The 24,731-nt window shown below is 63.3% G+C and carries 26 protein-coding genes; 12 read left to right on the forward strand and 14 right to left on the reverse strand.

The genetic code is table 11. The features are described from left to right. Positions 1–243: 243 nt before the first annotated feature. Positions 244–750, reverse strand: a complete 507-nt coding sequence (gene msrA / locus M2394_RS19730; RefSeq protein ID WP_259173813.1) for a peptide-methionine (S)-S-oxide reductase MsrA — start codon at positions 748–750, stop codon at positions 244–246. 73 nt (positions 751–823) lie between these two features. Next, positions 824–1,738, reverse strand: coding sequence for an AraC family transcriptional regulator (locus tag M2394_RS19735; RefSeq protein WP_259173815.1), 915 nt, complete (start codon positions 1,736–1,738; stop codon positions 824–826). A gap of 193 nt (positions 1,739–1,931) precedes the next feature. On the opposite strand from M2394_RS19735, the gene M2394_RS19740 reads away from it, so the two are divergent. From M2394_RS19740 to M2394_RS19750, 3 genes are all read left to right on the forward strand, one after another. Then, on the forward strand, positions 1,932–2,315 hold the full coding sequence (locus tag M2394_RS19740) for a RidA family protein (RefSeq protein ID WP_259173824.1): 384 nt from the start codon (positions 1,932–1,934) through the stop codon (positions 2,313–2,315). Between the two features lie 101 nt (positions 2,316–2,416). After that, a complete protein-coding gene (locus tag M2394_RS19745) occupies positions 2,417–3,457 on the forward strand; it encodes an alpha/beta fold hydrolase (RefSeq protein ID WP_259173829.1) in 1,041 nt (346 codons plus the stop codon). 78 nt (positions 3,458–3,535) lie between these two features. Next, positions 3,536–4,162, forward strand: coding sequence for a LysE family translocator (locus M2394_RS19750; protein WP_259173832.1), 627 nt, complete (start codon positions 3,536–3,538; stop codon positions 4,160–4,162). Between the two features lie 55 nt (positions 4,163–4,217). Here the strand turns inward: M2394_RS19750 and cynS are convergent, their stop codons facing one another. Further along, entirely contained in the window at positions 4,218–4,688 is a 471-nt protein-coding gene (cynS, locus tag M2394_RS19755) for a cyanase (RefSeq protein ID WP_259173837.1), read from the reverse strand. Between the two features lie 34 nt (positions 4,689–4,722). Then, positions 4,723–5,364: a carbonic anhydrase gene (locus tag M2394_RS19760; RefSeq protein ID WP_259173839.1), complete on the reverse strand. Its 642-nt coding sequence runs from the start codon at positions 5,362–5,364 to the stop codon at positions 4,723–4,725. 111 nt (positions 5,365–5,475) lie between these two features. Between M2394_RS19760 and cynR the strand changes: the two genes are divergently transcribed. Next, entirely contained in the window at positions 5,476–6,363 is an 888-nt protein-coding gene (gene cynR, locus M2394_RS19765) for a transcriptional regulator CynR (protein ID WP_259173841.1), read from the forward strand. Between the two features lie 10 nt (positions 6,364–6,373). On the opposite strand, the gene gcvA is transcribed toward cynR, so the two are convergent. Beyond that, on the reverse strand, positions 6,374–7,297 hold the full coding sequence (gene gcvA / locus M2394_RS19770) for a transcriptional regulator GcvA (protein WP_178925630.1): 924 nt from the start codon (positions 7,295–7,297) through the stop codon (positions 6,374–6,376). Positions 7,298–7,454: 157 nt separating this feature from the next. On the opposite strand from gcvA, the gene M2394_RS19775 reads away from it, so the two are divergent. Both M2394_RS19775 and M2394_RS19780 read left to right on the forward strand, forming a co-directional pair. Beyond that, positions 7,455–8,228, forward strand: a complete 774-nt coding sequence (locus tag M2394_RS19775) for an SDR family NAD(P)-dependent oxidoreductase (RefSeq protein ID WP_259173852.1) — start codon at positions 7,455–7,457, stop codon at positions 8,226–8,228. 99 nt (positions 8,229–8,327) lie between these two features. Further along, entirely contained in the window at positions 8,328–9,722 is a 1,395-nt protein-coding gene (locus M2394_RS19780; protein ID WP_259173853.1) for a PLP-dependent aminotransferase family protein, read from the forward strand. On the opposite strand, the gene panB is transcribed toward M2394_RS19780, so the two are convergent. Then, on the reverse strand, positions 9,710–10,525 hold the full coding sequence (gene panB, locus M2394_RS19785) for a 3-methyl-2-oxobutanoate hydroxymethyltransferase (protein ID WP_259173866.1): 816 nt from the start codon (positions 10,523–10,525) through the stop codon (positions 9,710–9,712). The two genes, M2394_RS19780 and panB, sit on opposite strands and share 13 nt — an antisense overlap. A 166-nt stretch (positions 10,526–10,691) precedes the next feature. On the opposite strand from panB, the gene M2394_RS19790 reads away from it, so the two are divergent. After that, positions 10,692–10,859, forward strand: a complete 168-nt coding sequence (locus M2394_RS19790; protein WP_259173868.1) for a DUF2986 domain-containing protein — start codon at positions 10,692–10,694, stop codon at positions 10,857–10,859. Between the two features lie 41 nt (positions 10,860–10,900). On the opposite strand, the gene M2394_RS19795 is transcribed toward M2394_RS19790, so the two are convergent. The 3 genes from M2394_RS19795 to M2394_RS19805 form a co-directional block, all read right to left on the reverse strand. Continuing rightward, positions 10,901–11,326 carry a VOC family protein gene (locus M2394_RS19795; RefSeq protein ID WP_178925625.1) on the reverse strand — a complete coding sequence of 142 codons (426 nt, stop codon included), beginning with the start codon at positions 11,324–11,326 and terminating at the stop codon, positions 10,901–10,903. 110 nt (positions 11,327–11,436) lie between these two features. Continuing rightward, positions 11,437–12,312, reverse strand: coding sequence for a LysR family transcriptional regulator (locus M2394_RS19800; RefSeq protein ID WP_259173882.1), 876 nt, complete (start codon positions 12,310–12,312; stop codon positions 11,437–11,439). A gap of 23 nt (positions 12,313–12,335) precedes the next feature. Continuing rightward, entirely contained in the window at positions 12,336–13,547 is a 1,212-nt protein-coding gene (locus tag M2394_RS19805) for a YeeE/YedE family protein (RefSeq protein WP_178925623.1), read from the reverse strand. Positions 13,548–13,714: 167 nt separating this feature from the next. Here M2394_RS19805 and M2394_RS19810 point away from each other — a divergent pair, with 167 nt between their 5' ends. From M2394_RS19810 to M2394_RS19825, 4 genes are all read left to right on the forward strand, one after another. After that, entirely contained in the window at positions 13,715–14,164 is a 450-nt protein-coding gene (locus M2394_RS19810) for a MarR family winged helix-turn-helix transcriptional regulator (RefSeq protein WP_178925622.1), read from the forward strand. A 27-nt stretch (positions 14,165–14,191) separates the two neighbouring features. After that, positions 14,192–14,521 carry a hypothetical protein gene (locus M2394_RS19815; protein ID WP_259173884.1) on the forward strand — a complete coding sequence of 110 codons (330 nt, stop codon included), beginning with the start codon at positions 14,192–14,194 and terminating at the stop codon, positions 14,519–14,521. Beyond that, positions 14,518–15,786, forward strand: a complete 1,269-nt coding sequence (locus M2394_RS19820) for an MFS transporter (RefSeq protein WP_259173885.1) — start codon at positions 14,518–14,520, stop codon at positions 15,784–15,786. Before M2394_RS19815 ends, M2394_RS19820 begins: the two co-directional genes overlap by 4 nt. A gap of 88 nt (positions 15,787–15,874) precedes the next feature. After that, on the forward strand, positions 15,875–16,054 hold the full coding sequence (locus M2394_RS19825; RefSeq protein ID WP_105695008.1) for a DUF1289 domain-containing protein: 180 nt from the start codon (positions 15,875–15,877) through the stop codon (positions 16,052–16,054). A gap of 3 nt (positions 16,055–16,057) precedes the next feature. On the opposite strand, the gene M2394_RS19830 is transcribed toward M2394_RS19825, so the two are convergent. Together M2394_RS19830 and M2394_RS19835 are read right to left on the reverse strand one after the other, a co-directional pair. Beyond that, a complete protein-coding gene (locus M2394_RS19830) occupies positions 16,058–16,849 on the reverse strand; it encodes a DNA/RNA non-specific endonuclease (RefSeq protein ID WP_259173894.1) in 792 nt (263 codons plus the stop codon). Positions 16,850–16,943: 94 nt separating this feature from the next. Next, on the reverse strand, positions 16,944–18,161 hold the full coding sequence (locus M2394_RS19835) for an MFS transporter (protein WP_259173898.1): 1,218 nt from the start codon (positions 18,159–18,161) through the stop codon (positions 16,944–16,946). A gap of 120 nt (positions 18,162–18,281) precedes the next feature. On the opposite strand from M2394_RS19835, the gene M2394_RS19840 reads away from it, so the two are divergent. Beyond that, entirely contained in the window at positions 18,282–18,986 is a 705-nt protein-coding gene (locus tag M2394_RS19840) for a TetR/AcrR family transcriptional regulator (RefSeq protein WP_259173900.1), read from the forward strand. Here M2394_RS19840 and M2394_RS19845 read toward each other — a convergent pair. The 3 genes from M2394_RS19845 to M2394_RS19855 all read right to left on the reverse strand — a co-directional run bounded on the left by M2394_RS19845 (position 18,889) and on the right by M2394_RS19855 (position 24,723). Beyond that, positions 18,889–19,812: a LysR family transcriptional regulator gene (locus M2394_RS19845; RefSeq protein WP_259173902.1), complete on the reverse strand. Its 924-nt coding sequence runs from the start codon at positions 19,810–19,812 to the stop codon at positions 18,889–18,891. The genes M2394_RS19840 and M2394_RS19845 overlap by 98 nt on opposite strands. 73 nt (positions 19,813–19,885) lie before the next feature. Then, entirely contained in the window at positions 19,886–21,805 is a 1,920-nt protein-coding gene (locus M2394_RS19850; protein WP_259173903.1) for a peptide transporter, read from the reverse strand. Continuing rightward, positions 21,802–24,723, reverse strand: coding sequence for a filamentous hemagglutinin N-terminal domain-containing protein (locus M2394_RS19855; protein ID WP_259173908.1), 2,922 nt, complete (start codon positions 24,721–24,723; stop codon positions 21,802–21,804). Before M2394_RS19855 ends, M2394_RS19850 begins: the two co-directional genes overlap by 4 nt. Positions 24,724–24,731: the final 8 nt, after the last annotated feature.

Genomic DNA, 24,731 nt, shown 5'->3' on the forward strand with positions numbered 1-24,731 from the left:
TAATTAACCGGATAAACCCACGCACTTCCTAAAATAACGAAAGAAGACTCCGTCATACTAGAAAGTAAGAAGCTGTGGGCAACTTCCTAGTCCGCCTCACCCTCTACTTAAAATCCTTATTTCATACGTGCACAGTAGAAGCCCGCAGCACTGGGCAACGGACGGAAAAGCGGGGCAAGGTACCGAGCCGTCACGGGGAGACGACTCGGCGGGACAAGGGGGGGGGTCGAAGGCAGGGCACGCTCACGCGCGCTTGGGCAGTTTCCAGTTCGGGCGTATGAAGTGGCAGGTATAGCCGTTGGGGATGCGCTCCAGGTAATCCTGGTGCTCCGGCTCCGCTTCCCAGAACGGCCCGGCCGGTTCGATTTCAGTGACCACGCGGCCCGGCCACAATTTGGAGGCATCGACGTCAGCCGCCGTGTCTTCGGCAATGTCCCGTTGCTGTTCGCTGAGGTAATAGATAGCAGAGCGGTAGCTGGGCCCAAGGTCGTTGCCTTGGCGGTTCGGCGTGCTGGGGTCGTGTATCTGGAAGAAGAACTCAAGGATCTGCCGATAGCCGATCACAGCCGGGTCGAACACGATCTCGATCGCTTCGGCATGGTTGCCATGGTTGCGGTAGGTGGCATTCGCCACATCGCCGCCGGTGTAGCCGACGCGTGTGTGCAGCACACCGGGGTAGCGCCGCAACAGGTCCTGCATACCCCAGAAGCAGCCGCCGGCAAGAATGGCGGTTTCGGTTGTGTTGGTCATGGTCTGTCACCTCGATGGATACACGCGTAGTTATGGGGCTCCGTGAGCCAATCCCAAGTCCCGGGCGTCGGTTTCACGCTGACCGGCCGGCCTTGATAGCCACCACATTCTGTCGAGGCGGTGCGCCGAACAGCCGTTTGTATTCGCGACCAAACTGGTTGGCACTTTCATAACCGACCGTTAAAGCAGCCTGGATCACATCATAGTGTTCCACCAGCATCAGGCGCTGGGCTTCATCCAGGCGTAGACGTTTTTGATATTGCAGCGGGCTGAGCGTCGTGACTTCTTTGAAATGCTTATAAAGCGTTGAAGGCGCCATATTCAACCGCGCGGCCAACTGATCCACTTGCAGTGTTTCCCGATAATGTTCACGCAGCCAGATAACCGCCTGAACAATCTTATTGCTTTGAGAACCCAGCGTATTAAGAAGGCGAAGTTGATGACCAAAGGGGGTCATCAGCAGTCGGTAGTGAATTTCCCGATGGATCAATTCGCCCAGTGCCTTCGCCTGATCGGGTTTATCCAGCAATTCAAGCAGCCGCAAAAAAGCATCGAGCAACTCCGGGTTGAGTCCTTGCACCGCTGCGCCGACAGCGCTGTCGACGCCGTACTCCTGGGGCGGCGGAAGTTTAGCGGCCAACTCAGCCATCAAGCCTCGATCCAGTGCCAGCGACATCGACAGGTAGGGTTGCTGTGGGGTCGCCTCCACCAGGCAACTGGTGACGGGCATGTTCACACCGGCGATAAAGCAGGTGTGCTCACCGAAAGAAAGGTCCTGGATGCCGATACGCACCCACTTTTTCCCCTGCACCGCAATGATGAGTATCGGGTCGTAGAAATGCGGCGTGGCTGTATCGGAATGGTCATAGCGGTGGAGGGTAAATCCGTCTATCGACGTTGGGAAACGGCCTGCCTTCGGGAGCAGTTCAAGCAGTGCTTCCCTGAGCGTTCTGCAGCCCTCTTCGAATGTATAACGAGCGTACTTCACCAACGATGACCTCCGGCGCAGGAATGCGGGAATCATGCGCCGCCGTTATAGGGCACTCAATGCTTTTATGGTGCGTAGAGAATCAGGCAGCAACCCCGGAGAAACGTGACTATTGCGACGCTCCTGCTCATGGAAATATAGGCAACTACAACAACACGCCCTACTCAACCCCTCACCCACTTCGGTAATTATCATGCCAAGCACTGCTATTGAACGTAAAACGTACGCCGCCCTTCCCCCAGCCGTCGGGCCTTATTCCCACGCGGTGAAGCATGGCAGCACGCTCTATCTGTCCGGCTTCACCGCCTTTGGTACCGAAGCCCAAGGCCAGAGCCTGGAAAAACAGGCCAACGCCATCCTGGAACAGATCAAGGTGGTGGCCGCCGACGAAGGCACCGATATGTCCTCACTGCTGAAGGTCACCCTGTTCATCACCGACTTCAGCCAGGTGGGCGACCTGCGCAAGGTGCTGGCGCATCACTACGCCGGAAACCTGCCGGCCAGTTCCTTGGTTGAGGTCTCCAAGCTGTTTTCCCCAGAGTTGAACATCGAGATCGAGGCTATTTTCGGGGTGTAATGGCCACGAGGCTCGCGTGCCAAACTCACGCGAGCCCTCTACCCAAGGAGATCGGCTCCCGGCATGATGCGCCAACAAAAAATCAAGGATGATTAACAACAATGAAAAACACCCTTATCACCCTGCTTCTGCTGTGCGTGACCGCCCCCGTACTCGCGCAGGAAAGCCCCATCGGTTTTCGCACCGCCACCCTGCCTGACGCGCAACACAACCGCCCCGTCGACATGGTGGTCTGGTACCCCGCCGCGACCAAAAGCCAGCCCGAGCCGATCGCCGATGACGCAGTTTTTATCGGCACCCTTGCCGTACCCGATGCGCCACCGTCCAGCGGCGAACACCCTCTGGTGGTGATCTCTCACGGTTACGGCGGCAATTGGCGCAACCAGCTGTGGCTGGCCAGCGCCCTGGCGCATCAGGGCTATATCGTGGCGGCGGTCAACCACCCCGGCACCACGAGCAAGGACCGCAGCCCGGCTGCCGCCGCGCAGTTGTGGCAGCGGCCTGCCGACCTGAGCCGCGCCATCGACGCGGTGCTGGCCCACCCCAAACAATTTGGCGAGGTAAAAAAACAGCAGATTGCCGTGGTGGGCCATTCCCTCGGCGGCTGGACTGCACTGGAAATTGCCGGCGCCCGTTTCGACCCGGACCTCTTCACCCGCGACTGCAGCGTCCACACCCAATTAACCCCTTGCACGGTCTACACACAGATGAACCCTACCGGCACGCCGGAGGACAAGGCCAAACTGGCGGCAGACTTGAGCGACAAGCGTGTGACCGCCATTGTGTCCCTGGACCTGGGCCTGTCTCGCGGCATGACCGACGCAAGCCTGGCGGCGCTGCACGTGCCGGTGTTGGTGCTGGCCGCAGGGGTGCCATCGGACGAACTTCCCGCCCAGCTGGAATCGGCCGACCTGGCCCTGCGCCTGCCCAAAACCTCGACCCAGTACGTCGAGATCAGTGACGCCACCCACTTCAGCTTCATGGCGATATGCAAGCCGACGGCCGTGGCGTTGATCGAGGAAAGCTCACCCGGCGACGGCATCATTTGCGGCGATGGCGAAGGCGCTCGCCCACGGGCAGTGATCCAGCAACAGGTCATTACCCTGATCAGCGGGTTTCTCGCGCAGTCTTTTCGCCAATAACCGTCCGTTCAGGCGTGTTGCTTTAAGCCCAAGCTTCGGGATTACTGTAGGTCGACTCTACTGCCGAGGTGACCTGCAATGTTCGAACTGGCCCCTATCCTCACGTATATCGCCGTGGTCATCGGCCTGTTCCTGATCCCGGGCCCTGCGGTGTTGCTGGTCATCACCCGCACGCTGCAGGGCGGGCGCAAGGCCGGTATCGCCACCGGGCTTGGCATTGCCACCGGCGACCTGATCCATACGCTGTGCGCGGCGCTGGGCCTCTCGGCGATCCTGATGACCTCGGCCACGGCGTTCAACGTGGTCAAGACGGTGGGCGCCTGCTACCTGATCTACCTCGGCGTGCGGGCCTTTCTGGCACGACCTGGCGCAACCACACAAAAAAGCCTGCCCACGGTGACGTCGACCCAGGCGTTTTTACAGGCCGTGGGGGCCGAAGTCCTGAACCCGAAAACCGCCCTCTTCTTCCTGGCCTTCCTGCCGCAGTTCGTTCACCCGGAATCGGGCTCCTCCCTGGCGCAGTTCGCCGTGCTGGGCCTGATTTTTTCCGCCCTCAGCGCGGTATACACCAGCCTGATTTCCATCGCCATCCGCCCACTGAGCCAATGCTTTGCCAGCCTTTCCAAACTGCGTCGGTGGGAAGGCAAGATCATCGGTACGCTGTTCATGGGGCTGGGGTTGAAGATTGCTTTTCAGCAACGATAACCACCCACGGAAAAAGACCCGGCCACCTCTCGGCGCCGGGTCTTCCCACTGACGATCAGAACGGCTTGGTCGGCAAGTACTTGCCATCCAGGGTGATCACCGCGCGGGAACCGCCTTCCGGGTCATCGACTTTCTTGATGTCGAGCTTGAAGTTGATCGCGCTGATAATGCCGTCGCCAAACTTCTCGTGCACCAGGGCTTTGAGCGTGGTGCCGTAGACCTGCAGCATTTCGTAGAAGCGGTAGATGGTCGGGTCGGTCGGCACGCCGTTACCGAGGCTGCCGCGCAGGGGAATGGTTTGCAGCAGGGCCACCGCGTCGGCGTCCAGGCCCAGGATGTCGGCGACGGCCTGAGCAGCGTCGGCCGGCAGCGGGTGCTGCCCCAGCAAGGCGGCGGTGACGAAGGCTTCGGACAGGCCGGTGCCCTCGGCGATCTGGGCGAACGACAGGTCTTTGCGAGCCTTGGCCAACAGGATGACGTCGGTCAGGGCAAGACGGCTGTTCTGGCTGATTTGTGACTGGATCATGGTGTTATCTCCGTGGGTAAAAATCGTCTGGGGGTTAATGCGAAACGGCGCGTACATCCGGGTTTTCGGCCAGGGACACGAACGTGCCGGTGCTGCCGTCAAAGGCCTGGATGCAGCCGCTTTCGATGTCGTAGACCCAGCCGTGCAGCGCCACGCGCTTCTCTTCAAGGGCAAGGCGCACCGAGGGGTGGGTCTGGAGATTGGCCAACTGCGCGATCACGTTCTCACGCACCATTGACGCCACTTTGGCCTGCGGGTCTTGATGCTTGCGGGCCTCGTTCACCACCCGGCCCGAGTCGGCATAGCGTAGCCAACTGGCCACGGCGGGCATGTGATCCAGGCACTTGCAGCTGGCGATGGCGGTCATGGCGCCGCAATCGGAATGCCCGCAGATCACAATGTCGCGCACTTGCAGGGCCGCCACGGCGTACTCCACTGAGGCCGACACACCGCCTGGCTCCGGCCCGTAGGACGGCACGATATTGCCGGCATTGCGGATGACAAACAGGTCGCCCGGCTCGCGCTGCGTGACCAGTTCCGGCACTAGGCGGCTGTCGGAGCAGGAAATGAACAGCGCACGCGGGCTCTGTTGTGTGGCCAAGTCCTTGAACAGCGTGGCGCGCTCGGGGAACGCGTCACGCTGGAACCTGAGAAAACCGTCGATGATGTCTTTCATGGGTGACTCCCTTGGATCGCGATGCGATGAAGCAGAGGTTACGCAGCCCATTAAATAAGGTAAAAGTCTGATATATGATCAACCACATCAGATAATCTTATGAGTAATGGCATGCTGGCACGACACATTCACTACTTCCTCGCCGTGGCCCAGCACGAGGGTTTCACCAAAGCGGCGGCGGCCCTGCATGTGTCGCAGCCTGCGCTGTCGCAGCAGGTCCGGCAGTTGGAAGAAAGCCTCGGTGCCCAGTTGTTCGACCGCTCAGGGCGCAAGACACGCCTGACCGACGCCGGCGAGGTTTACCTGCGCTACGCGCTGCGGGCCGCGCAGGAACTGCAAGAGGGCCAGCGCGCAATCCATGACGTGGGCGACCTCAGCCGGGGGACGTTAAGGGTCGCGGTCACGCCCACCTTCACCAGCTACCTGGTGGGACCGCTGGTGGAAGCGTTTCACCGGCGCTATCCGAACATCACGCTGAACGTGCGTGAAGTGGCCCAGGACGCCATGGAGCACCAACTGCTGGCCGATGAACTGGATGTGGGCATTGCCTTCGACGAAGCACACGCCCCGGACATCGACGCCGCCCCCCTGCGGGTGGAAACCCTCGCCCTGGTGGTCGGCCGCCAACACCCCTTGGCCAACGAGCGCGCCATCGGGCTGGACGCGTTGAACGCCGAATCGCTGATCCTGCTCAGCGCCGAGTTCGCCACGCGCGAACAGATCGACCGCTATTGTCGCCAGCACGGCATTCGACCGCGCGTGGTGATGGAGGCCAATGCCATTGGTGCGCTGATCGAGGTGGTACGCAGGACCACGCTGTCAACCATCCTGCCGGCCGCGATTGCGCAGGCGCACCCGGACCTGGTCGCGATTGAGCTGGGCCCGCAGAAACTGCAGCGCACGGCGGTGCTGATGCAGCGCAGAGGGGGGTATCGGTCGGCAGCAGCGCGGGCGTTTATGGCGGTCGCGAATGAGGTGGCGATGGGGCTGGAAGCCTAAACCAAACCTGTCAGGGCTGGCGATCGCTTGCAGCCTGGGCCAGCAGCCACTCCCGAAACGCCTTCACCTTGGCAAGGTCAGCCACTTCGGGCCGGTGCACGATGTAGTAAGCGAACGCCAGCGGCCGGCTGGCCTCACCAAAAGGCCGGACCAACCGCCCCGCTTGCAGGTCATCGCGCAGCATCACGCTGCGCCCCAGCGCCAGCCCCTGGCCGTCAATCGCCGCTTGTAGCACCGCCGCCGAGTTGTTGATGCGCAACCCGTGCTCGGCATTGATCCCGGGGAACCCCGAAGCATCGAGCCAAGTGCGCCACGTCGGGTAGTGGGGGTCGCCTGCCATCGACAGGTCGTGGATCAGCGTCGCCTCGGCGAGCTTTTCCGGTGGCAGCCGGCCCTGCTCCAGCAACGGATAGGTGGGCGCACACACCGGGTAGAGGTCCTCTTCCATCAAGTGGGTGGCGACCAGCCCAGGCCAATGGCCCGCCCCGTAACGCACGCCGATGTCCATGCCTTCGGCGATGAAATCCACCGGCCGCAGGTTGGTGTCCAGCAGCACATCGGTCTGCGGGTGAGCCCGCTGGAAATGCTCGATACGCGGCAGCAGCCACTTGGCCGCGAACGCCGGGCTGACCGTTACCGTGAGCCCTGTGCTGAGAGCCCCCTCCTTCAACCGCGCCACCCCCAGCCTCAAGCGATCAAACCCCTCGCGGATATCCGGCAATGCCTGGCGCGCCACCTCGGTGAGCACCAAGCGCGCAGCGCCGCTGGACCCGCGCGTGAACAACGGCACGCCAAGCCAGGATTCCAGGGTTCGCACCTGCTGCCCCACCGCTGCCGAGGTCACGTGCAATTCTGCTGCGGCCGCTGAAAAGCTCAGGTGCCGGGCAGCCGCTTCAAAGGCTTTGAGTGCATTGAGGTAGGCGGGCGTATTCATCGTTAAAGTTTTTCTTTAGTAGGCGGCAATGAATTCTGGTTTGTGGGCAACGATGCCCGGGGCGAAGAATAGCAGCCAAGGACGAACTAGATCAGCTTCGATAGCGATCGATCCGTTCAGGGACTTTTTCTGTCATACCCCACAGGACACTCTCACCATGAAAAGATTTTCTTCCAAGATTGCCATTATCACCGGCGGCGGTTCGGGTATCGGCAAGGAAGTCGCACAACGCCTGGTCGCCGAAGGTGCCAGCGTCGTAATCAGCGGTCGCGATGCGGAAAAACTTGAAAAAGCCGCCGCGCAGATCGATCCCAGCGGCCAGTACGTTCGTACCCTCGCGGCGGATATCGCCAAACCCGCGACCGCCAAAGCGCTGGTGGAACTGGCCACCAGCGCGTTCGGCGGCGTGGACATCCTGATCAACAACGCGGGCGTCTTTAACCCAAAACCCTTCCTGGCGCTGGACGAACACGAGTACGACGGCTTCGTCGATATCATCCTCAAGGGCAAATTTTTCATGGCGCAGGCGGCGGCCAACGCCATGCTGAAACGGGGCGGCGGTGCCATCGTACAAACCGGTTCGCTTTGGGCGTTGCAAGCCATTGGCGCCACACCGTCGGCGGCGTATTCGGCAGCCAACGCCGGTGTGCACGCCCTGACCCGCAACCTGGCGATTGAACTGGCGTCCTCGAACATTCGCATCAACACCGTGGCGCCGGCCGTGGTGGAAACGCCGGTGTACAACACCTTCATGGACAGCGAACAGGTCAAGGCCGTGCTGCCCACCTTCAATGCCTTCCACCCGCTGGGGCGCAATGGCCAGCCGGCCGATGTCGCCGAAGCCATCCTGTTTTTTGCCTCGGAACAGGCAGCGTGGATCACCGGCACCGTGCTGCCAGTGGACGGCGGCGTCACGGCGGGCCGCATCTGATCATCGCTCCCCTGGGAAGACCTGCCATCGCCAAATAAATGCGTTCGGCGGTGGCTTGCGCGATACTCGCCCGCACCCAACAAGGCGGCGCGAGTGATCATGGACAGGCCCTCAACTACCCCCTTCGCCTACCAGGCGGTGTACCGCTACCTCGTCGAGTTGATCGCGGCCAGCCCGGCACAGCCGGAGCAGAAATTGCCATCGCTGCGCCAACTGGCCCAGCGCCTGGGTGTGTCGGTCTCGACCACCAAATACGCGTACGCCTTGCTCGAAGACGAAGGCCGGATCGTCGCCCGACCCAAGTTCGGCTACTTCATCAAGGCGGCGCCCGCCCCGCCGTTGGAGAGCGACACACCCAGCCTGCTCGACCAGGCGTTCGCCCACGCGCGCACGCCTGGGATGATGGCCTTGAGCAGTGATGCACCGGCGATGCTGCTGTCACTGGAAAACCCGTTGCTGATGATCGAGCGCGAACTGACGCGGCAATACACCCGGGCGCCCTCGCCGCCCTACCTGCCGTTCGGCGGGCCCGAATTGCGCGGGGCATTGGCCGAGCGTTATACCCAGTCGGCCGAGCGTTATTGGCAGGCTGACCAGGTGTATATCGGCTCGGACCTGCACAGTGTGCTGAACCTGGCACTCAACGCCCTCGACCTGGCCGGCACGGTGGCGCTGGTGGAGTCGCCCTGTTCGTGGGCGGTGCTGCGGCAGTTGGAGGCGGCGAATATCCGTGTGATCGAAATGCCGTTGGGCGCTGATGGGCGCTTCGATCTGGCCGCCTTCAAGGAACGGCTCAAGTGTGAGCCTATTCGCCTGGCCGTGCTGTCATCCACGGTCAACATGCCCCACGGCAGCCGGATGCCCGCCGAGGACAAGCAACAGATCTGCGACTGGCTGGCGGAACGCTCAATCTGGCTGTTTGAAAACGACACCTACGGCGAACTGTATTTCGACACCCAGCCTCCCCGTTATCGCGACTTCGCCGACCCGCAGAGGCTGTTGGTGTTCTCAACCTTTGAGAAAGTGATCGGCGCAGAAGCGCCCTTCGGTTACCTGTTGTGCCGCGAACACGGCGCACGGTGGCGTGAGCTGTTCCTGGCACGGGGGTTTCGCCTCTCGCCGATTCGCCAAAAGGCTATCGCCCGGCTGTTCACGACCAAACGCATCGACCCACACCTCAAGGCGCTGCGGGCCCAATTGATTGCGCGCATGAACGAGATGAATGCCCTGCTGCAAGCACAAGGCAACGGCCTATGGGAGATTCTGGTGCCACAGGGCGGCGCGACCTTCTGGCTCAAGGCAACACGCCCGGTGGACATGCGCCAGGTATTCGACCAGTTGTTGGCCCGGCACATCGTCATCGCCCCCGGTGAACTCTTCAGCCGACAAGGCCACTGGTCGCACCACCTGCGCCTGAGCTACACCCTCGACTGGAGCAAAGATGTCGCCCAGGCCATCAGGCAACTGGCCGACGCGATCCGTCACAGCCCGTAGCAATGCCGCGCTTCGGGAAAGCGGCCATTTCGCACTTCATCGGCAAACCGCTCGCAGGCGTCACGGATCACCGCGCCGACGTCGGCGTACTGCTTGACGAAACGCGGCACGTGATCGCCACCCAGGCCCAGTACATCCTCCGTCACCAGCACCTGGCCGTCGCAGGCCGGTGACGCCCCAATGCCAATGGTGGGCATGGCCGAGTCCAGGGTGATCTGCCGCGCCAGGCCTTCCGCCACGCCTTCGAGCACCACGCTGAAGGCGCCCGCCGCCAGGTTGGCCCGCACGTCTTCGGCGATCACCGCGCCGGTGTGCGCCGTAAGGCCTTGGGCCTTGAAGCCGCCCATCACGTTGACGAACTGCGGCATCAGCCCCACATGGGCCATCACCGGAATACCCCGCGCCACCAGAAACTCGACGGTGCCCGCCAACGCCTGGTTGACCTCCAGCTTCACCGCATCGCAACCGGTGCGTGCCAACACCTGGGCACAGTTGCGAAAGGCTTGCTCACAGGATTCCTGATAACTGCCAAACGGCATGTCGGCCACCACACACGCCAGGCGCGTGCTGTCGACCACCGCCCGGGTGTGGCCGATGATTTCTTCCAGTTGCATGCTCAAGGTCGACGCCCGGCCGTAGCCGACCATGGCCGTCGAATCGCCCACCAGGATGAAATCCACCAGCGGGTCGATCAGCCTGGCAATCGGGCTGGAATAGGCGGTAAGGGAGACGATTTTCTGCTGGCCCTTCATGGCGACCAATTGAGGGACGGTCATGCGTTTGGTGCGGGTATGGGTGCTCATCGAGGTCTTCCGTTTACGCAGGTTGATCAAGGCTTACCCGGCCTGATTATTGGCCAAACGCAGCCTGATTCAATGCACAGATCCGCGCTAAAAAGCGACCCAGGAAGGAATCTGCCGGGAGGGTTAGCTGGTATCATCGCGCCCATTACCCGCCGGATAGATCACCATGAACCGCCAGAAAAAACTCCAGCAGCTCTTCAAGGCCAAGGCCAAGAAGGCCAGCGCCAAATTGGCGCCGAAAAGCAAGGACCGCTACATCAGCAAAGCCGACCGCGCGAAGCTGGCGGCCGAAGCCGATCAAGCCCCCACCACCGCCTCTGACGCGAACGACTGAACGGCACACGGGATTCGCCCCCGCTCGCGTGCCCCCTCCCCTTACTTGGCGAACAGCTGGCTCATGTCCTTGAACGCCTTGAATTCCAGGGCGTTGCCACAGGGGTCGAACAGGAACATGGTGGCCTGCTCGCCGACCTGGCCCTTGAAGCGCACGTAAGGTTCGATGACGAATTGAGTCTCACGTGCCCGCAGCCTATCGGCCAGCGCTTCCCATTGCTCCCAGTGCAGGATGATGCCGAAGTGCGGCACCGGCACATCGTGGCCATCCACCGGGTTGGAGTGCACCGACGCCTGGGAGTGGGTCTTGGGGTGTTCGTGGATCACCAACTGGTGGCCGTAGAAATCGAAGTCGACCCATTGCGCGCTGGAGCGACCCTCGGAAAGGCCAAAGACATCACCATAGAAGTGACGCGCGGCGGCCAGGTCATACACGGGAATCGCTAGGTGGAAAGGAGAAAGGCTCACGGTGGCTACCTGCTGGTTCGGTTATTCAGAACTCGATTCTTCACCAGAAAGACCGGGGGATAAAGCGCATATCCTTGGTCCTGAGCCTCAATCATTTCGATGCTCGCGCCCTATTGGGGCGCGTCCAGCACACTGATGACGCACGAACGAAATAATTCGAAGAGTGGCAGTTGGCGCTGGGTGTACTTGGTCAGCAACACGATTTCGCGGAAAAACGTCAGTTTGTCCAATCGCAAAACCCGCACGTCGCTGTCATGTTCCAGCCACAACCCGGCCAGGGGCACCAGGGACACGCCGAGGCCGCTGCGCACCATCTTGACGATGGCGTCCAGCTCATCCAGTTCCAGTGCCAGTTGGGTCTGGATTTTTTGCTCCTTGAGGAACTGCGTCACCTGCCGCCCGCCGAACGAGCCCCGGTCGTAGCGCACGAAGGGCTGTTCGCGCAGGATCTGCAACGGGTCATCGCCCGGCACGTCATTGGCGGTGATCAGCACAAACGGCTCGCGGGCGATGACTTCGATGTTGAGGTCTTTGGGCAGGTTGAACGGCGGGTTGATCATGATCGCCAGGTCCAGCTCACCGGCGTCGACCTGGCTGAGCAGGTTCAGCGAAACGCCGGGCACCAGGCTGACCTCGATGAACGGCGCGTGCCGCTTCAAGGCCACCAACGCCTGAGGCAGCAGCCCGGTCTGCACGCTGCCGATGGCGCCGATGCGCAACGAACCCTGGAAGTTGTTGGCGCTGTCGGGCGTGCCCATGCGCGAAAAGATATCGAGGATCTCTTCCGCCAGCGGCACCGCCCGCTGCCCCGCTGCATTGAGGGTGGCGGAGCGTCCGGTGCGGTCGAACAGCTTGACCCCCAGGGCGTCTTCAAGGTGCTTGATCTGCGCGCTCACCGCCGATTGCGTCAGCCCCACCTGCTGGCCTGCGGCCGCAAAGGTGCCCTTGCGCGCCGCGCATACGAAAGTCCGCAGTTCTCGAATCATCCAGGCACCCTGTGGTTGAAGGTTCAGCAGCCGCTTAAGGCGACCTGCGGCCGCTCGCCAGCAAAGAAGAACGGGCGCAGGCGCACGCCCACGCTGTTGCCGATGAACGCCGCCACCAGCCACACCCAGCCATGCAGGCTGCCCGAGGCGATGCCGCTGAAGTACGCGCCGATGTTGCAGCCATACGCCAGGCGCGAGCCATAGCCGAGCAGCAGGCCACCGATCACCGCGGCCACCAGCGAGCGCGTGGGGATCTTGAGACTCGGCGCAAAACGCCCGGCCAGGCCAGCCGCCAGCAGCGCACCGAGCACGATGCCGATGTCCATGACGCTGGTGATGTCTTCCCACACCGGCGCGGCCAAGGCCTTGGCATTGCCCGGCATTTGCCAGAACGCCCAACTGGCCACGTCCACCCCCAGGCCGCTCGCCACCTTGGCGCCCCACAGCGCGAACGCCGAGGTGATGCCCCATGGGCGACCGGCCAGGGCCAGGGTCGCGTAGTTGAGCAGTGCCAGGCCAATCGCGCCCCACACCAACGGCCACGGGCCACGCAGAAAGCGGCGCAGGCCAGTGTGCTCACTGGTGACGCCTGCTTCCAACTGGCCGTGGCGGCCTTTTTCCAGACGTACGGTGATCACCGCGATCAGGGCAAACACCGTGAGGCTCAGGCCCATGGCCGGCGCCACGCCGAAGCTCTTGACGATGGAAATCGCCGGGAACGCCGGCAGCGAGAACCACCAGTCCACGTGGTGGGTGGCGATCAACGAACCGCAAATAAAGAAGAACAGCGTCACCAGCATGCGCGCATTGCCGCCGCCCACCGTGAACAGGGTGCCCGACGCACAGCCGCCGCCCAACTGCATGCCGATACCGAAGATAAATGCACCAAACACCACCGACACCCCGGCCGGCGCCACCAGCCCGACCACCGGCTGGCCAAACAAAGTGCCGGCTCCCAACGCCGGGAAGAACAGCAACACCGCCACCGCCAGCATCACCATTTGGGCGCGCAAGCCGGCGCCGCGCCGATCATTGATGAACACGCGCCACGCCGAGGTGAAGCCAAAGGCGGCGTGATAGAGGGTCAGGCCCAGCGCCGCACCGACCACCAGCAACAGCACCTGGTGCGCGCCCACGCTGGTTTGCAGGAACACGGCGCCAAGCACCAGGAAAATAAAGGCCACCAACGGCGCGACGGGCTTGCGCACGGGGGCGATGGGAAGAGAGGTGCTCATGGGGTTCTCGGTTCGTGTGAATGGGTGGGTTGCGAGGGGGGCAAGTATAAACCGCAAGGTGGCGCCAGCCTTGGTTTATTGGCCTTTGATGAAGCACTGCGTTTTATGAAAAAAGTTTAATGCAGTCAAACTGTACAGTTTTCCTGCATGGGTGCTAGGGTTCAGGCATGACCGACTCTTCTGCAACGTCCGCCCCCCACTCCGCCGCCCTGGCCGCGGCACTGCGCATTTCCCTGGGCAAACTGAGCCGCCGCCTGCGCGAGCAGACCCACCCCAACGATTTCACCTCGGCGCAAAAGTCCGTACTGCTGCGCCTGGACCGCGACGGCCCGGCCACCGTGTCCGCCCTCGCCCGCGCCGAAAGCGTGCGCCCGCAATCGATGCGCATCACCGTGGCCGGGCTTGAGGCCATGCAGGCGGTCAGCGGCCAGCCAGACCCCAGCGATGGCCGGCAGACGCTGATCACCCTGACGCCCGCCTTGCGCAAGCACCTGACCGAAAGCCGCGCCGCCAAAGACGACTGGCTGCTGCGCGCCCTGCACGAACAACTGTCGCCCCATGAACACGATGAACTCGCCGCTGCGGTGAAACTGCTGGAGCGTCTCGCCGATTTTTGACCGACCTGCCACACGAGGTGCCTGACCATGCAATGGCTTGACCTGCTGTCCTACTTTTTTGGTGGCGCGTTCCTGGCGAATGCGGTGCCGCATTGCGTCAGTGGCGTGAGGGGCGAAGCGTTCCAGACGCCCTTTGCGCGGCCTCGTGGTGAAGGCTTGTCGTCGTCGACGGTGAACGTGGTGTGGGGCTTTTTCAACCTGCTGGTCGCCTACCTGCTGCTCGGCCGCGTCGGTGAGTTCGACCTCAAGCCCACCAGCCATCTGCTCGCGCTCGGGCTTGGCGCGCTGTTGATGAGCCTGTTCATGGCGCGGCACTTTGGCCGTTTCCACGGTGGCAACACGTCGCAGCCATCATGAGTGCTCTTGGCACCTTCCGTTCCCTGCGCAGCGCCAACTACCGCATCTGGGCCGCTGGCGCACTGGTGTCGAATATCGGCACCTGGATGCAGCGCACCGCCCAGGACTGGCTGGTCCTCACCCAACTGACGCCGCACAACGCGTCGGCCGTGGGCATCGTCATGGCGCTGCAGTTCGGCCCGCAACTGCTGTTGCTGCCCTGGACCGGCTTTGCCGCCGACCACTTTGACCAGCGCAAAATGCTGATCGTGACCCAGGCGGTCATGGGCCTGCTGGCACTGACCCTGGGCGTGCTGACCGTCACCGGCCTGGTGCAGTTGTGGCAGGTGTATGTGTTCGCGTTTTTGTCCGGCTGCGCGTCGGCGTTCGATGCGCCGGTGCGGCAGATCTTCGTCGCCGAACTGGTGGCCGAGAAGGACTTGTCCAACGCCATCGCGCTCAACTCCACCTCGTTCAACATGGCGCGCATGATCGGCCCGGCCGTGGCCGGTGTGACGATTGCATCAGTGGGCACCGGTTGGGCGTTCCTGCTCAATGGTTCGAGTTTCTTTGCCGTGCTGATGTCGCTGTTCTTCCTGCGGGTCTCGGACCCAAGCACCAAGGTGCGGGCACTGCGCACCAAGGGCAGCCTCACCGAAGGCATCCGCTACGTGTGGGCACGGCCGGACCTGAAGGCGATTCTGCTGATGCTGTTTCTGATCGGCACCTTCGGCATGAACTTCCCGATCTTCATCTCGACCATGGCCGTCAGCGTGTTCCACGCCGATGCACGCGGCTACGGCCTGCTGACCTCGACCCTGGCCATCGGCACCATCGCCGGCGCCCTGCTCGCTGCCGGTCGCGAGCGGCCGCAGTTCAAATCACTGCTCAGTGGCGCGGCCGTGTTCGGGGTCGGCTGCACCCTGGCGGCCCTGGCACCCAACTACTGGACCTTCGCGATTGCGCTGGTGATCATCGGTGTCGGCGCGATGACCTTCAGCAACACCACCAACAGCCTGATGCAACTGACCACCGAACCGCACATGCGCGGCCGGGTGATCGCCCTGCGCGTCGCCGTCGCTCTCGGTGGCACCCCCATCGGCGCGCCCATCGTCGGCTGGGTCGCCGACCACCTAGGCCCGCGCTGGGCGCTGGTCGTCGGCGCCGTCTCAGGTATCCTGGCCGTCGGCGTAGCCCTCTACACCCTCAAACACCACCTGGACCCTGTAGTGAGCGGGCTTGCCCCGCGCCGCGGTACACCCGATCCACCCGATACACCCCAATGATCAAGCTCGCCCCGCGCCGCGTTGTACCTGACACACCGCCGCGCGGGGCAAGCCCGCTCACTACAATTATTTTTTTGGTGAAAATACGTTGGCCAAAGACATCGAGAACCCGTGCATTTCCATCTGCCAACTCAGCGGCGACCTCTGCGTCAGTTGCGGACGCAGCAAGGATGACATCCGCAAATGGAAACGCATGAAACGCCCCGAGAAGATGGCCGCCGTACAACGGGCGACCCAGCGTCTGAAGGCGTTGAAAAAGTCCAAATGACGGTCAGGTGCGCCCGACCGATCCCGACACCGGAAGGTTGCCCAGCAACTTGAGCCCGGTGCTCTTCACGAAGGTCTCATAGTCCATCGGTTTTTGAATGCGCGTCTCGGCGTTGGGCAACACATAGGCCCAGGCACGTTGGCTTGACGCGTCATACACCAGCTTGAACAGGCGCGTCGGCACCCAGACCTGGTTGTCGCCGATGGTGCCGTAACCGGCATCGAACAGCGGCCCGGTGAACACATACACGTCGCCGCCGGCACGCACGGCGAACTTGCGCACGTCGGCCTCGACCTTGCTCCAGATCTTGCGGTTGTTGGTGGGGTCCTGGGGCACCATGTTCGACAGGGCAAAGGACTGAGCCATGGCATTGGCATTCGGCGCATCAGCGGCCGGGGACTGGTGGCCACGGTCCATGTGCTGGGCGCGGTAGTCACTCAACTCGGCACGCCCACCCTTGGGGATGCGCGGGTCGGCGTAGAACTGGTTGGTGCGCTCTTCGCCCTTGGCGTCTTTCAACTGCGCGGCGTTCAGGCGTTCAACCACCACCAGCGGAGTCTTGCTGGTTTGCGAGTAGAGCACGGCGAAGTGATCGGAACACAACGCCAGGGGTTTCATGCTGGCCGGCACGGAGGCGGTGTTGATGGGCGTTGCAGCGGGAAACAGGTCGGCACAGGCGTCGAACGACAGGCGTTTTTCCTGCGCGGAATACAGGTCGGGCAGGCTGCGGGCGCTGACCCCGGTGGAGAGCAAAACAAGGGCGGACAGCCCAACGGCAATTTTGCGTAGGTGCATGCATTAAATCTTCGAATAGGAATGAAGCGGCAGGCTCCGCGGTGCGGAGCCAAGTGGATGATATTGCGGGAATTATTGACAGAGCATTGTACGATTAGTGCCCGACGACTGTAGGTTTTCCTACCGCTCGCGCCCCTGGCTTGAACCCATGGCTGCGCGCGCCCCAGGCAATCGCAAACGACACACCGATCAACAGCACCATCGCCCACGGAAACGATGCAACGCCCCAGGTATCCAGCAACACCCCGCCCACCACGCCGCTGCCGGCGATGGCGCTGTTCCACGCCACCACATTCAACGACAGTGCCACATCCGCGCCGTCGCCCGCCGCGTCCGCCAGGGCGGTTTGCAGCAGGGTCGCGGCACCGCCGAAGCTCAGGCCCCACACGGCGATCCCGAGGTAAATCACCTGGGGCACGTTGCCCAGCAAGCCGAACAACACACTCACCGCGGCAAAGGTCGCCAGGCTCACCAGCACGGTGTTGCGCAGCAGCGGTTCGACCAGCCTGGCGGTCAGCCAGATCCCGGCCAGCGCGGCGATACCGAACACCAGCAGCACCAGGTCGACCCGCTCCGCCAACCCTGCAGGCGCCACGAACGGCGCGATGTAGGTGTACAGAATGTTGTGCGCCAGCATCCAGCTGATCACCACCGCCAACACTGGGCGCACGCCGGGGGTAGTCAGCACCTTGCCCAGGGACAAGCGCTGGTGCGCAGCCTGTGGCGGGTAGTCCGGCACCTTCACCAGCACCCACACAATGAGCATCAACGTCAGCGCCGACATCAGGCCAAACGTGGTGCGCCAACCCACCAGCCCACCCAGCCAGGTGCCCAGCGGCACGCCCAGCGACAGCGCAATCGGCGTACCGACCATCGCCAGGGCCAACGCCTTGCCCTGCTGATGGGGCGCGACCATGCGCCGGGCGTAACCGGCCAGCAGGCTCCAGGCCAATCCGGCTGCGACACCGGCAAAGAACCGCGCCACCAGGGTCACGCCGTAATGGGACGACAGCGCCGTGATGGAGTTGAACAGCAGAAACCCGACGATGGTCAGCAGCAGCACATTGCGCCGACGCCAGCCCCGGGTGGCGATGGTCATGGGAATCACCGCCAGCACCGAGCCCAGGGCGTAGGCGGTGACCATCTGCCCGGCCATCGACGGTGAAATCGCCAGGCCGTCGCTGATCAACGGCAACAGGCCGGCCGGCAGGGTTTCGGTGACGATGCAGATGAAGCCAGTCATCGCCAGGGCAAGCAAGGCGCCGATAGGCAGGCGGTCGGACGCGGCCGATAAGGTGATTGAGGGGGTCACGGTAAACTCCTTGGGCAGACTTAAATACTGATCGATACAAATGTTGCAGGCGCACACGACGCGTTGTCAACGACTTATGTATCGACTAGTATTTATCTCGTTTTCCACCGGAGATCGGTAATGGCAACCATGGGCCGCCCCCGCAATTTCGACCGTGACCAGGCTGTGGACCAGGCTTTGCACCTGTTCTGGCAGCACGGTTATGACGCCACCTCCCTCGCCCAGCTCAAGGCCGGCCTGGGTGGCGGCATTTCCGCGCCGAGCTTTTACGCCGCGTTCGGCTCCAAGGAGGCGCTGTTCGATGAGTGCGTGCAGCGCTACCTGGCGACCTACGCCCAAGTCACCGAATGCTTGTGGGACGAAACCCTGCCACCGCGCCAGGCCGTCGAAACCGCCTTGCGCCAGTCGGCCCGCATGCAGTGTGAGGATGGGCACCCAAAAGGCTGCATGGTGGCCTTGGGCGTGATGAGCGCCCCGAGCCCGGAAAATGCGCGGGTAGCCGACGCGTTGACCCAGTCACGGGCACGAACCCGGGCGGGCATCGTGGCGTGCATTGAACGGGCGGTGAACGCGGGGCAGTTGCCGAACACGCTCAACGTGGCGGCGATGGCGTCGGTGTTTGACAGCTTTTTGCAGGGCGTTTCGATTTTGGCGCGGGATAACGTGCCGCACGCAACCATCAACGCGGCGATCAGCCAGCTCCTGCTGACATGGGACATTGCCGCCTCTACGGCGCCGCCCACTCGTCACGACACGCCATCAGGAAATCCACAAACGCCCGCACCCGATGGGGCACAAAGCGCCCATGGGGATACAGCAAGGTAAACGGTCGCGAGCGGCCGCCGAAGGGTTTCAACACTTCCACCAGGCTGCCGTCGGCCAGCTCTTGCTCGACGATGAACTTGTAGGTCTGAAACAACCCGGCGCCGTGCTTGGCCAGGGTCACCCCGCCCAGCACATCGTCGGAGCAACTGTAGCCCGCCTCCCCCGCGTACTCTCGATCCTTGCCGTCCACCTGGAACAGCCACGGAATGCGCCGGCCATTGCTCGGCAGTTCGTACTGGATGCATTCGAACCCAGGCAGGTCGTCCAGCCTCTGCGGCACACCGGCGCGTTGCAAGTAGGACGGCGCGGCGACCACCACCAGTTCGGCGTCTTCCAGCAGGCGCGCGATCAGCGATGAGTCCGGCTGGGCCCGCACACGCACCGCCAGGTCGTAGCCTTCGGCGACGAAGTCGATATTGCGGTTGCTGACGTGGATGTCCACGCTGACATGCGGGTACAGCGCGCGAAACGTCGGCAACAATGGCAGCAAGCGGTGGTGCGCATAGGTGGTGGGGATGCTGATGCGCAACAGGCCGGACGGCACGGACTGCGCGCCCATCACTTCCTGTTGCGCTTCCACCAGTTGGCCCAACGCCTGGCGACATTGTTCGAAGAACGTGCGGCCGCTGTCGGTCAGGCGGATGCTGCGGGTGGTGCGCACAAACAGGCGCGAGCCCAGGCGCTCTTCCAAGCGCGAGACACTGCGGCTCACGGCCGCCGGCGTCACGCCCGCCACCTGCGCGGCGGCGGTGAAACTGCTGGCTTCGGCGGCGAGGCAGAACAACTCGATGCTGCCCAGCTGCAAGTCTTCGAAATGGCGCTTCATGAGTGACACCGGCTCCACGACGATTGAGGCGGTGATGATCCTGCTCAATGGCCCTTCACCACAAGGGCCTGAATCAGTTTGTAGTGAGCGGGCTTGCCCCGCGCCGCGGTGTGTCAGGTACCTCATGTGTATCTGACGCACCGCGGCGCGGGGTAAACCCGCTCACTACAGCCGTCGATAGGGCGGCGCTTAGGGCGTGGGGGTCACCGTTGAATAGCACGCCCAGTGGATTGCAGCTTTCCAGGTGCCGATACAGGGCACTGCGTTCGGCATAACTCCCCGCCATCCGTACCGCCGCGTCCACGTAGTCTTCATGGGTAGGCGCAATGCTCCACAGCGGCAACCCCACGCGGCGAAACAGGCCTTCGTCGATATGTTCGAATACCTGCGGCCCGGTCTTGCACACGCCCGGCAGGCCGACGGTGAAGGCGTCGATGATGCCGTTGGTGTTACCGAACGGGAACGGGCTGAGGAACATATCGCAGCCATTGAGCGTGGCCATGTAGTCGGCGTAGGGCTGGTGCGGGTACACCGTGGCGTCGCCGACGTAGCGCTCGATCAACCGCACCAGTTGCGGGAACAACAAGCCCTGGGCCTGCCCCACCAGAAAGTGAAAACGCACGCGCTTGCCGCTGCTGTGCAAGGTGCGCACGGCAATCGCCTGGCAGGCGCGCAGGAAGGTCGGGTTGAGTTTCATGGTGGTGGCGGCGACGGCGATGTTGACCCAGGGCGTGTCTTCGCGCACGGCAGCCGGCAGGTCGACCGCAATGGCGGAGGGCCGATAGGGTTGCCCATTGGCGGGCAGTTGCAGCAGGCGCTCGGTGAAACACGCCGGGTCGCCGACAAAATCCGCTTCGACACTGATGCGGTCGATATGGCGTGACGCGGTCGTCGCCGGATGCCCCAGCGCCGCCACCTGCAACGGTGCAAAGCGCAGGTTGCTGGCAAACATCGTGATCTGGAACATGCCGACGCTGGGCATGTAGAACACGTCGGGCTGGCGCACGGTAGCGAGGTTGGTGAGTTGCCGCAGGCAGGCAAACAGGTCGTCGGGCTCGCGCAATTCGATGAATTCGTCGAACACGGCGCGGCCCAGAGCATCCACATTGGCCGCATACCCCACCGCCACCACGTGAAAATCCCGCCGCGCCGCTTCCAGCGTCAACGAGTGGGTGCGATAGATCGAATGCCCACCGGAGAACCATTCCAGCAACACCAGCATCAACGGTTTTTCACGCGTCGGCGCAACGCCCGTAGGCACGCTGTGAATGCCCACGCTGTCGAGCTTGCGTTCGATCAGCGTATTGATCGAGGCCTTGATGCGGTGGCGTTGCGGCAAGTCGGCGTAACTGCAATGCATGTACACGTCGTGCAGCACGTTCAGCGGCAGCGTATCCAGGCTATCCAGCTGCTCCAGGCGCCCGGGCAACCAGGCCAGCAGCGCTTCACGCTTGGAGTGCGCAGCCGGCGTGCCGAGAAAACGCGGCGACATCAGCGCCATGAACAGCGCCGCCGCCAGGGTCGGGTTCTGTGCCCACAGCAGTTCCACATCCAGCGGCAGTTGGGATTCCGGTGAATACAGCAGGCAGAACTTCACCAGGTCCTGTTCGGCGATGCGGTAGCCGTTGCCCCCAGGCCCGAGCAAATTCAGTGAGCGCAGGATGTGGTCGGCGTTGATAAAGGCGCTGGCGGCAAACAACGAGGACAGCCAGCGTTGCAGGTTGATCAATTGGCCGAACCCACCCGGGCTGATGCTGAACCCCGGGTCGGAGAACAACGCGGTAATCGCGCAAGTCAGCCGCGTGAGCACATGGCTTTCCAGCTCCCCGGGCGTGAGCGCAGGCGACACGCTGAGGGAAAACTGCTCCGACAGCTTGCCGTAGTTGCGGTCGATCAATTGCAGCAGGCGCACCAGTTCACGGGCGCCACCCTCGTGGTCGCGGCTGTAGCACAGGTACTCGAAGGCTTCGAGGGAAAACACCGGGTCGTTCATGGTGCGGTGCCCTGGGCCACGTCGATGTTCACCTGGTCCGCAGCGCTGCCCAGCGGTGTGAGGTGGTAGTCACCGGTCAGCGGTTGGCGCCAGGTATCACCGACCATCTGGCTCTGGTGATACTGGCGCGTCGGCTCGGAGGTGGTGTCCAGCAGGCTGTTGTGGATCAGCCCGCCACGGCTGATCAGCACCGCGCCACTGCCGGTGGCCAGGATGGAGGAGGTGCCGTTGCCCTGGTTGAGGTAATTGCCCGACGGCGTGTCGAGGTCCAGGCGCAGGGTGCCGTCCACCACTTGCAAGGTGTTGGTGCCGTTGTCGAAGCTCAACGCCGCGCCACTGGCACTGCGCGCAGTGACGGTGAGGTCGCCGCTGCCACCGGTCATCACGTTGTTAAAGCCCCGGGCGTTGGTGGCCGTGAATTGCAGCCCCGGCCCCGAGCCCAGCGCCGTGCCTTGCAGGCGGATATCGCCGCTGCCCGACAGGATATTCACCCCATTGCCCGCCCCCGACGCCCCGCTGCGAATGCTCAAGCCCGGCGCAGCAGACGCCGCGCCGGCCGTCCCGCTCAGCGACAGGTTGCCGTCCAGGGTGGTCAGGTTGATCACCGACGCGGTGCCGGTGGAGTTGACCACCGTGCCGGAGTCGCCGGCGCTGCGGCCATCAACCACAATATCGCCCCCCGCCCCCGCGCTCAGCGTCACCGCGCCGGTGGTGGAGGCCGCCAGGAATACGCCACGGCCCGATGTCGCAGCGCCCTGGACCGTCAAGGTGCCGCTGCCCACACTCAGAATTTGAGCCGACGACGCCGCCGTCGAACACACCAGCACACCGCTGCCCGACACCGCGCTGCCACGCAGGGTGACATTGCCACTGCCGGTGGCCGCGATGGTGTTGCTGGTGCTGAAGATCCGCGTGCCGTTGCCGCTGCCCAGGTTGGTGCTGTCCACCGTGATGGAGCCCACACCCGAGGTCACGATATTGCTGCCACCGGTCAGCACGAAGGCATCGCCGCTGCCCGTGCTGCTGGCCTGCACGGCAGTAATACTGATGTTGCCGCCACCGGCGTCCAGGGTGCTGCGGCTGATGTTGATCGCCGTCGCGGTGGAGCCGGCGGCCAGGCTGGCGGACGTGGCGCCGCGCAAGGTGATGTCACCGCCGCTGGTGCTGATGCGCGTGCCGTTGGTCAACGAAATACCCACGCCATTGCTGACGTTGGTGCTGGCCCAGGAGGTCGCCGGGTCGACCGCGCCGCTGATGGTGAGGTTGCCGCCGTTGGTGCTGATGCTCGCGTTGCTCAGGGCCACCGAGCCGTTGCCGCTGTTGTTGAAGTTGGAAACCAGCGACACGTTGAGGGTCTTGCCGGTGCCATTGCTGATGCTGGTGTTGGTCATCACGATATTGCGGTGCGCCTGCAGGGTCAGGGTCGCGTTGCCCACGCCCTTGACGTTGTCGAGCACGTTGATGTCCCCGGACGTGCCCGCCCCGGAAGAGGTGGTCACCAGGATGTTCGCGCCTTCCGACAACGAGGCATTCAGGGTTGCTGAACTGAGGTTGGAGCTGGCCCCCGCATTCGGCGTAAAGGGTGTGCTGCTGGAGGTGCCGGTGCTGGCGGTGCGGGTGATGTTGATGTTGAACGGGTCGATCAGCCATGTGCCGCCCTGCCCCGACACCGCGCTGAGGTCAACCACGCCCATCACATCCAGCGCATGCCCGGAGGTTTCCACCAACCCGCCACGCCCCTGGCTGCCGGCGCCGCGCACGCTGATGCCGCCATAAAATTGAGTGTTGTCCTTGGACCATAGGATCACTTTGCCGCCGTCTCCCTGGCTCAACGCATTGGCGCTGATGCGCGCATCGCTGCCCATGAAGGTGCTGTCGGCCTGGTGCAGGTTGCCGCTGCCCTGGTAATCGCCGCCCATCAACACCGTGCCGCCGCCGATGTCGCCATCGGCGTCGATGCGGCCGCTGTCGAACAGGCCCACGTACTGGCCGGTCATGGTCACGTTGCCGCCGCGCTCGCCGGCGTTCTTGCCCGACACATCGAGCACGCCGCTGTTGACCACCACCCCGCTGTCACCGCCATCGAGAATGATGCGGCCGTTGCGCTGTTGCAGGCTGCGGGCTTCGATCACGCCTTCGTTGTTCACCACATTGCTGAGCATGGCCTGGGAGTCGCGGGCGGTCATGGCCACGGCACCGCCGTTGGCACTGAGCAGCCCACGGTTGATCACACTGGCGCCGATCGCCGGGTCGTTGACCTCGACGTTGATCAGGCCGTCACCGGTAAAATCCAGGGTGATTTTTTCCCCACCGCCCAACACCACCGAGCCGAGTTTGGCGACCACCGTGCCTTCGTTGCGCACCTGGCTGCCCAGCAACGCGACACTGCCGCCATCCCGCGCACTGATCGTGCCCTGGTTGATCACCGCGCCACCGCTGGGCCCGGAAAACACGTATTTGCCGGCCATGAAGTCGCTGTTGGAAATGTTCAGCGAGCTGGCCACCAGCCCACCCACGTCCACCATCGACCCCGCGCCGAACAGCACGCCCTGGGGGTTGATCAGGAACACCTGGCCATTGGCATTCAGGTGCCCAAGGATCTGCGAACCGTCGCTGCCGGTGACCCGGTTGAGCGCCACCGAAGACGCCCCCGGCTGCAGGAAATTCACCTGGGCGGCGCTGCCGATATTGAACGTGTCCCAGGTGGTGATCAGGCGGTCGCTGCCCTGGTGCACGGTCATCACATTGCCGCTGCTGCTGATGGTGCCGCTGCCGGCGACCACTTGGCCGTTGGTGGGCAACGCGTTGCTGTCCAGGGCCAGCGCGGGCAGCGGCGTCAGGCTGTAGAGCGCGCAGAGCACGGCGAAACTCAGGGGTTTGAGAACAGGCAGCGCGGTTTGGAATTGTTGTGTGCTCACAGCCTTCT

The organism is Pseudomonas sp. BIGb0164 (assembly GCF_024810135.1).
Taxonomy (GTDB): domain Bacteria; phylum Pseudomonadota; class Gammaproteobacteria; order Pseudomonadales; family Pseudomonadaceae; genus Aquipseudomonas.

Coding starts and splice junctions, on each gene's coding strand:
- panB (WP_259173866.1), bottom strand. CDS start 10,525: ATGAGCACCCATACCCGCACCAAACGCATGACCGTCCCTCAATTGGTC.
- msrA (WP_259173813.1), bottom strand. CDS start 750: ATGACCAACACAACCGAAACCGCCATTCTTGCCGGCGGCTGCTTCTGG.
- M2394_RS19790 (WP_259173868.1), top strand. CDS start 10,692: ATGAACCGCCAGAAAAAACTCCAGCAGCTCTTCAAGGCCAAGGCCAAG.
- M2394_RS19820 (WP_259173885.1), top strand. CDS start 14,518: ATGAGTGCTCTTGGCACCTTCCGTTCCCTGCGCAGCGCCAACTACCGC.
- M2394_RS19800 (WP_259173882.1), bottom strand. CDS start 12,312: ATGATTCGAGAACTGCGGACTTTCGTATGCGCGGCGCGCAAGGGCACC.
- M2394_RS19780 (WP_259173853.1), top strand. CDS start 8,328: ATGGACAGGCCCTCAACTACCCCCTTCGCCTACCAGGCGGTGTACCGC.
- M2394_RS19750 (WP_259173832.1), top strand. CDS start 3,536: ATGTTCGAACTGGCCCCTATCCTCACGTATATCGCCGTGGTCATCGGC.
- gcvA (WP_178925630.1), bottom strand. CDS start 7,297: ATGAATACGCCCGCCTACCTCAATGCACTCAAAGCCTTTGAAGCGGCT.
- M2394_RS19760 (WP_259173839.1), bottom strand. CDS start 5,364: ATGAAAGACATCATCGACGGTTTTCTCAGGTTCCAGCGTGACGCGTTC.
- M2394_RS19805 (WP_178925623.1), bottom strand. CDS start 13,547: ATGAGCACCTCTCTTCCCATCGCCCCCGTGCGCAAGCCCGTCGCGCCG.
- M2394_RS19840 (WP_259173900.1), top strand. CDS start 18,282: ATGGCAACCATGGGCCGCCCCCGCAATTTCGACCGTGACCAGGCTGTG.
- M2394_RS19850 (WP_259173903.1), bottom strand. CDS start 21,805: ATGAACGACCCGGTGTTTTCCCTCGAAGCCTTCGAGTACCTGTGCTAC.
- M2394_RS19830 (WP_259173894.1), bottom strand. CDS start 16,849: ATGCACCTACGCAAAATTGCCGTTGGGCTGTCCGCCCTTGTTTTGCTC.
- M2394_RS19740 (WP_259173824.1), top strand. CDS start 1,932: ATGCCAAGCACTGCTATTGAACGTAAAACGTACGCCGCCCTTCCCCCA.
- M2394_RS19815 (WP_259173884.1), top strand. CDS start 14,192: ATGCAATGGCTTGACCTGCTGTCCTACTTTTTTGGTGGCGCGTTCCTG.
- cynR (WP_259173841.1), top strand. CDS start 5,476: ATGCTGGCACGACACATTCACTACTTCCTCGCCGTGGCCCAGCACGAG.
- M2394_RS19845 (WP_259173902.1), bottom strand. CDS start 19,812: ATGAAGCGCCATTTCGAAGACTTGCAGCTGGGCAGCATCGAGTTGTTC.
- cynS (WP_259173837.1), bottom strand. CDS start 4,688: ATGATCCAGTCACAAATCAGCCAGAACAGCCGTCTTGCCCTGACCGAC.
- M2394_RS19810 (WP_178925622.1), top strand. CDS start 13,715: ATGACCGACTCTTCTGCAACGTCCGCCCCCCACTCCGCCGCCCTGGCC.
- M2394_RS19745 (WP_259173829.1), top strand. CDS start 2,417: ATGAAAAACACCCTTATCACCCTGCTTCTGCTGTGCGTGACCGCCCCC.
- M2394_RS19775 (WP_259173852.1), top strand. CDS start 7,455: ATGAAAAGATTTTCTTCCAAGATTGCCATTATCACCGGCGGCGGTTCG.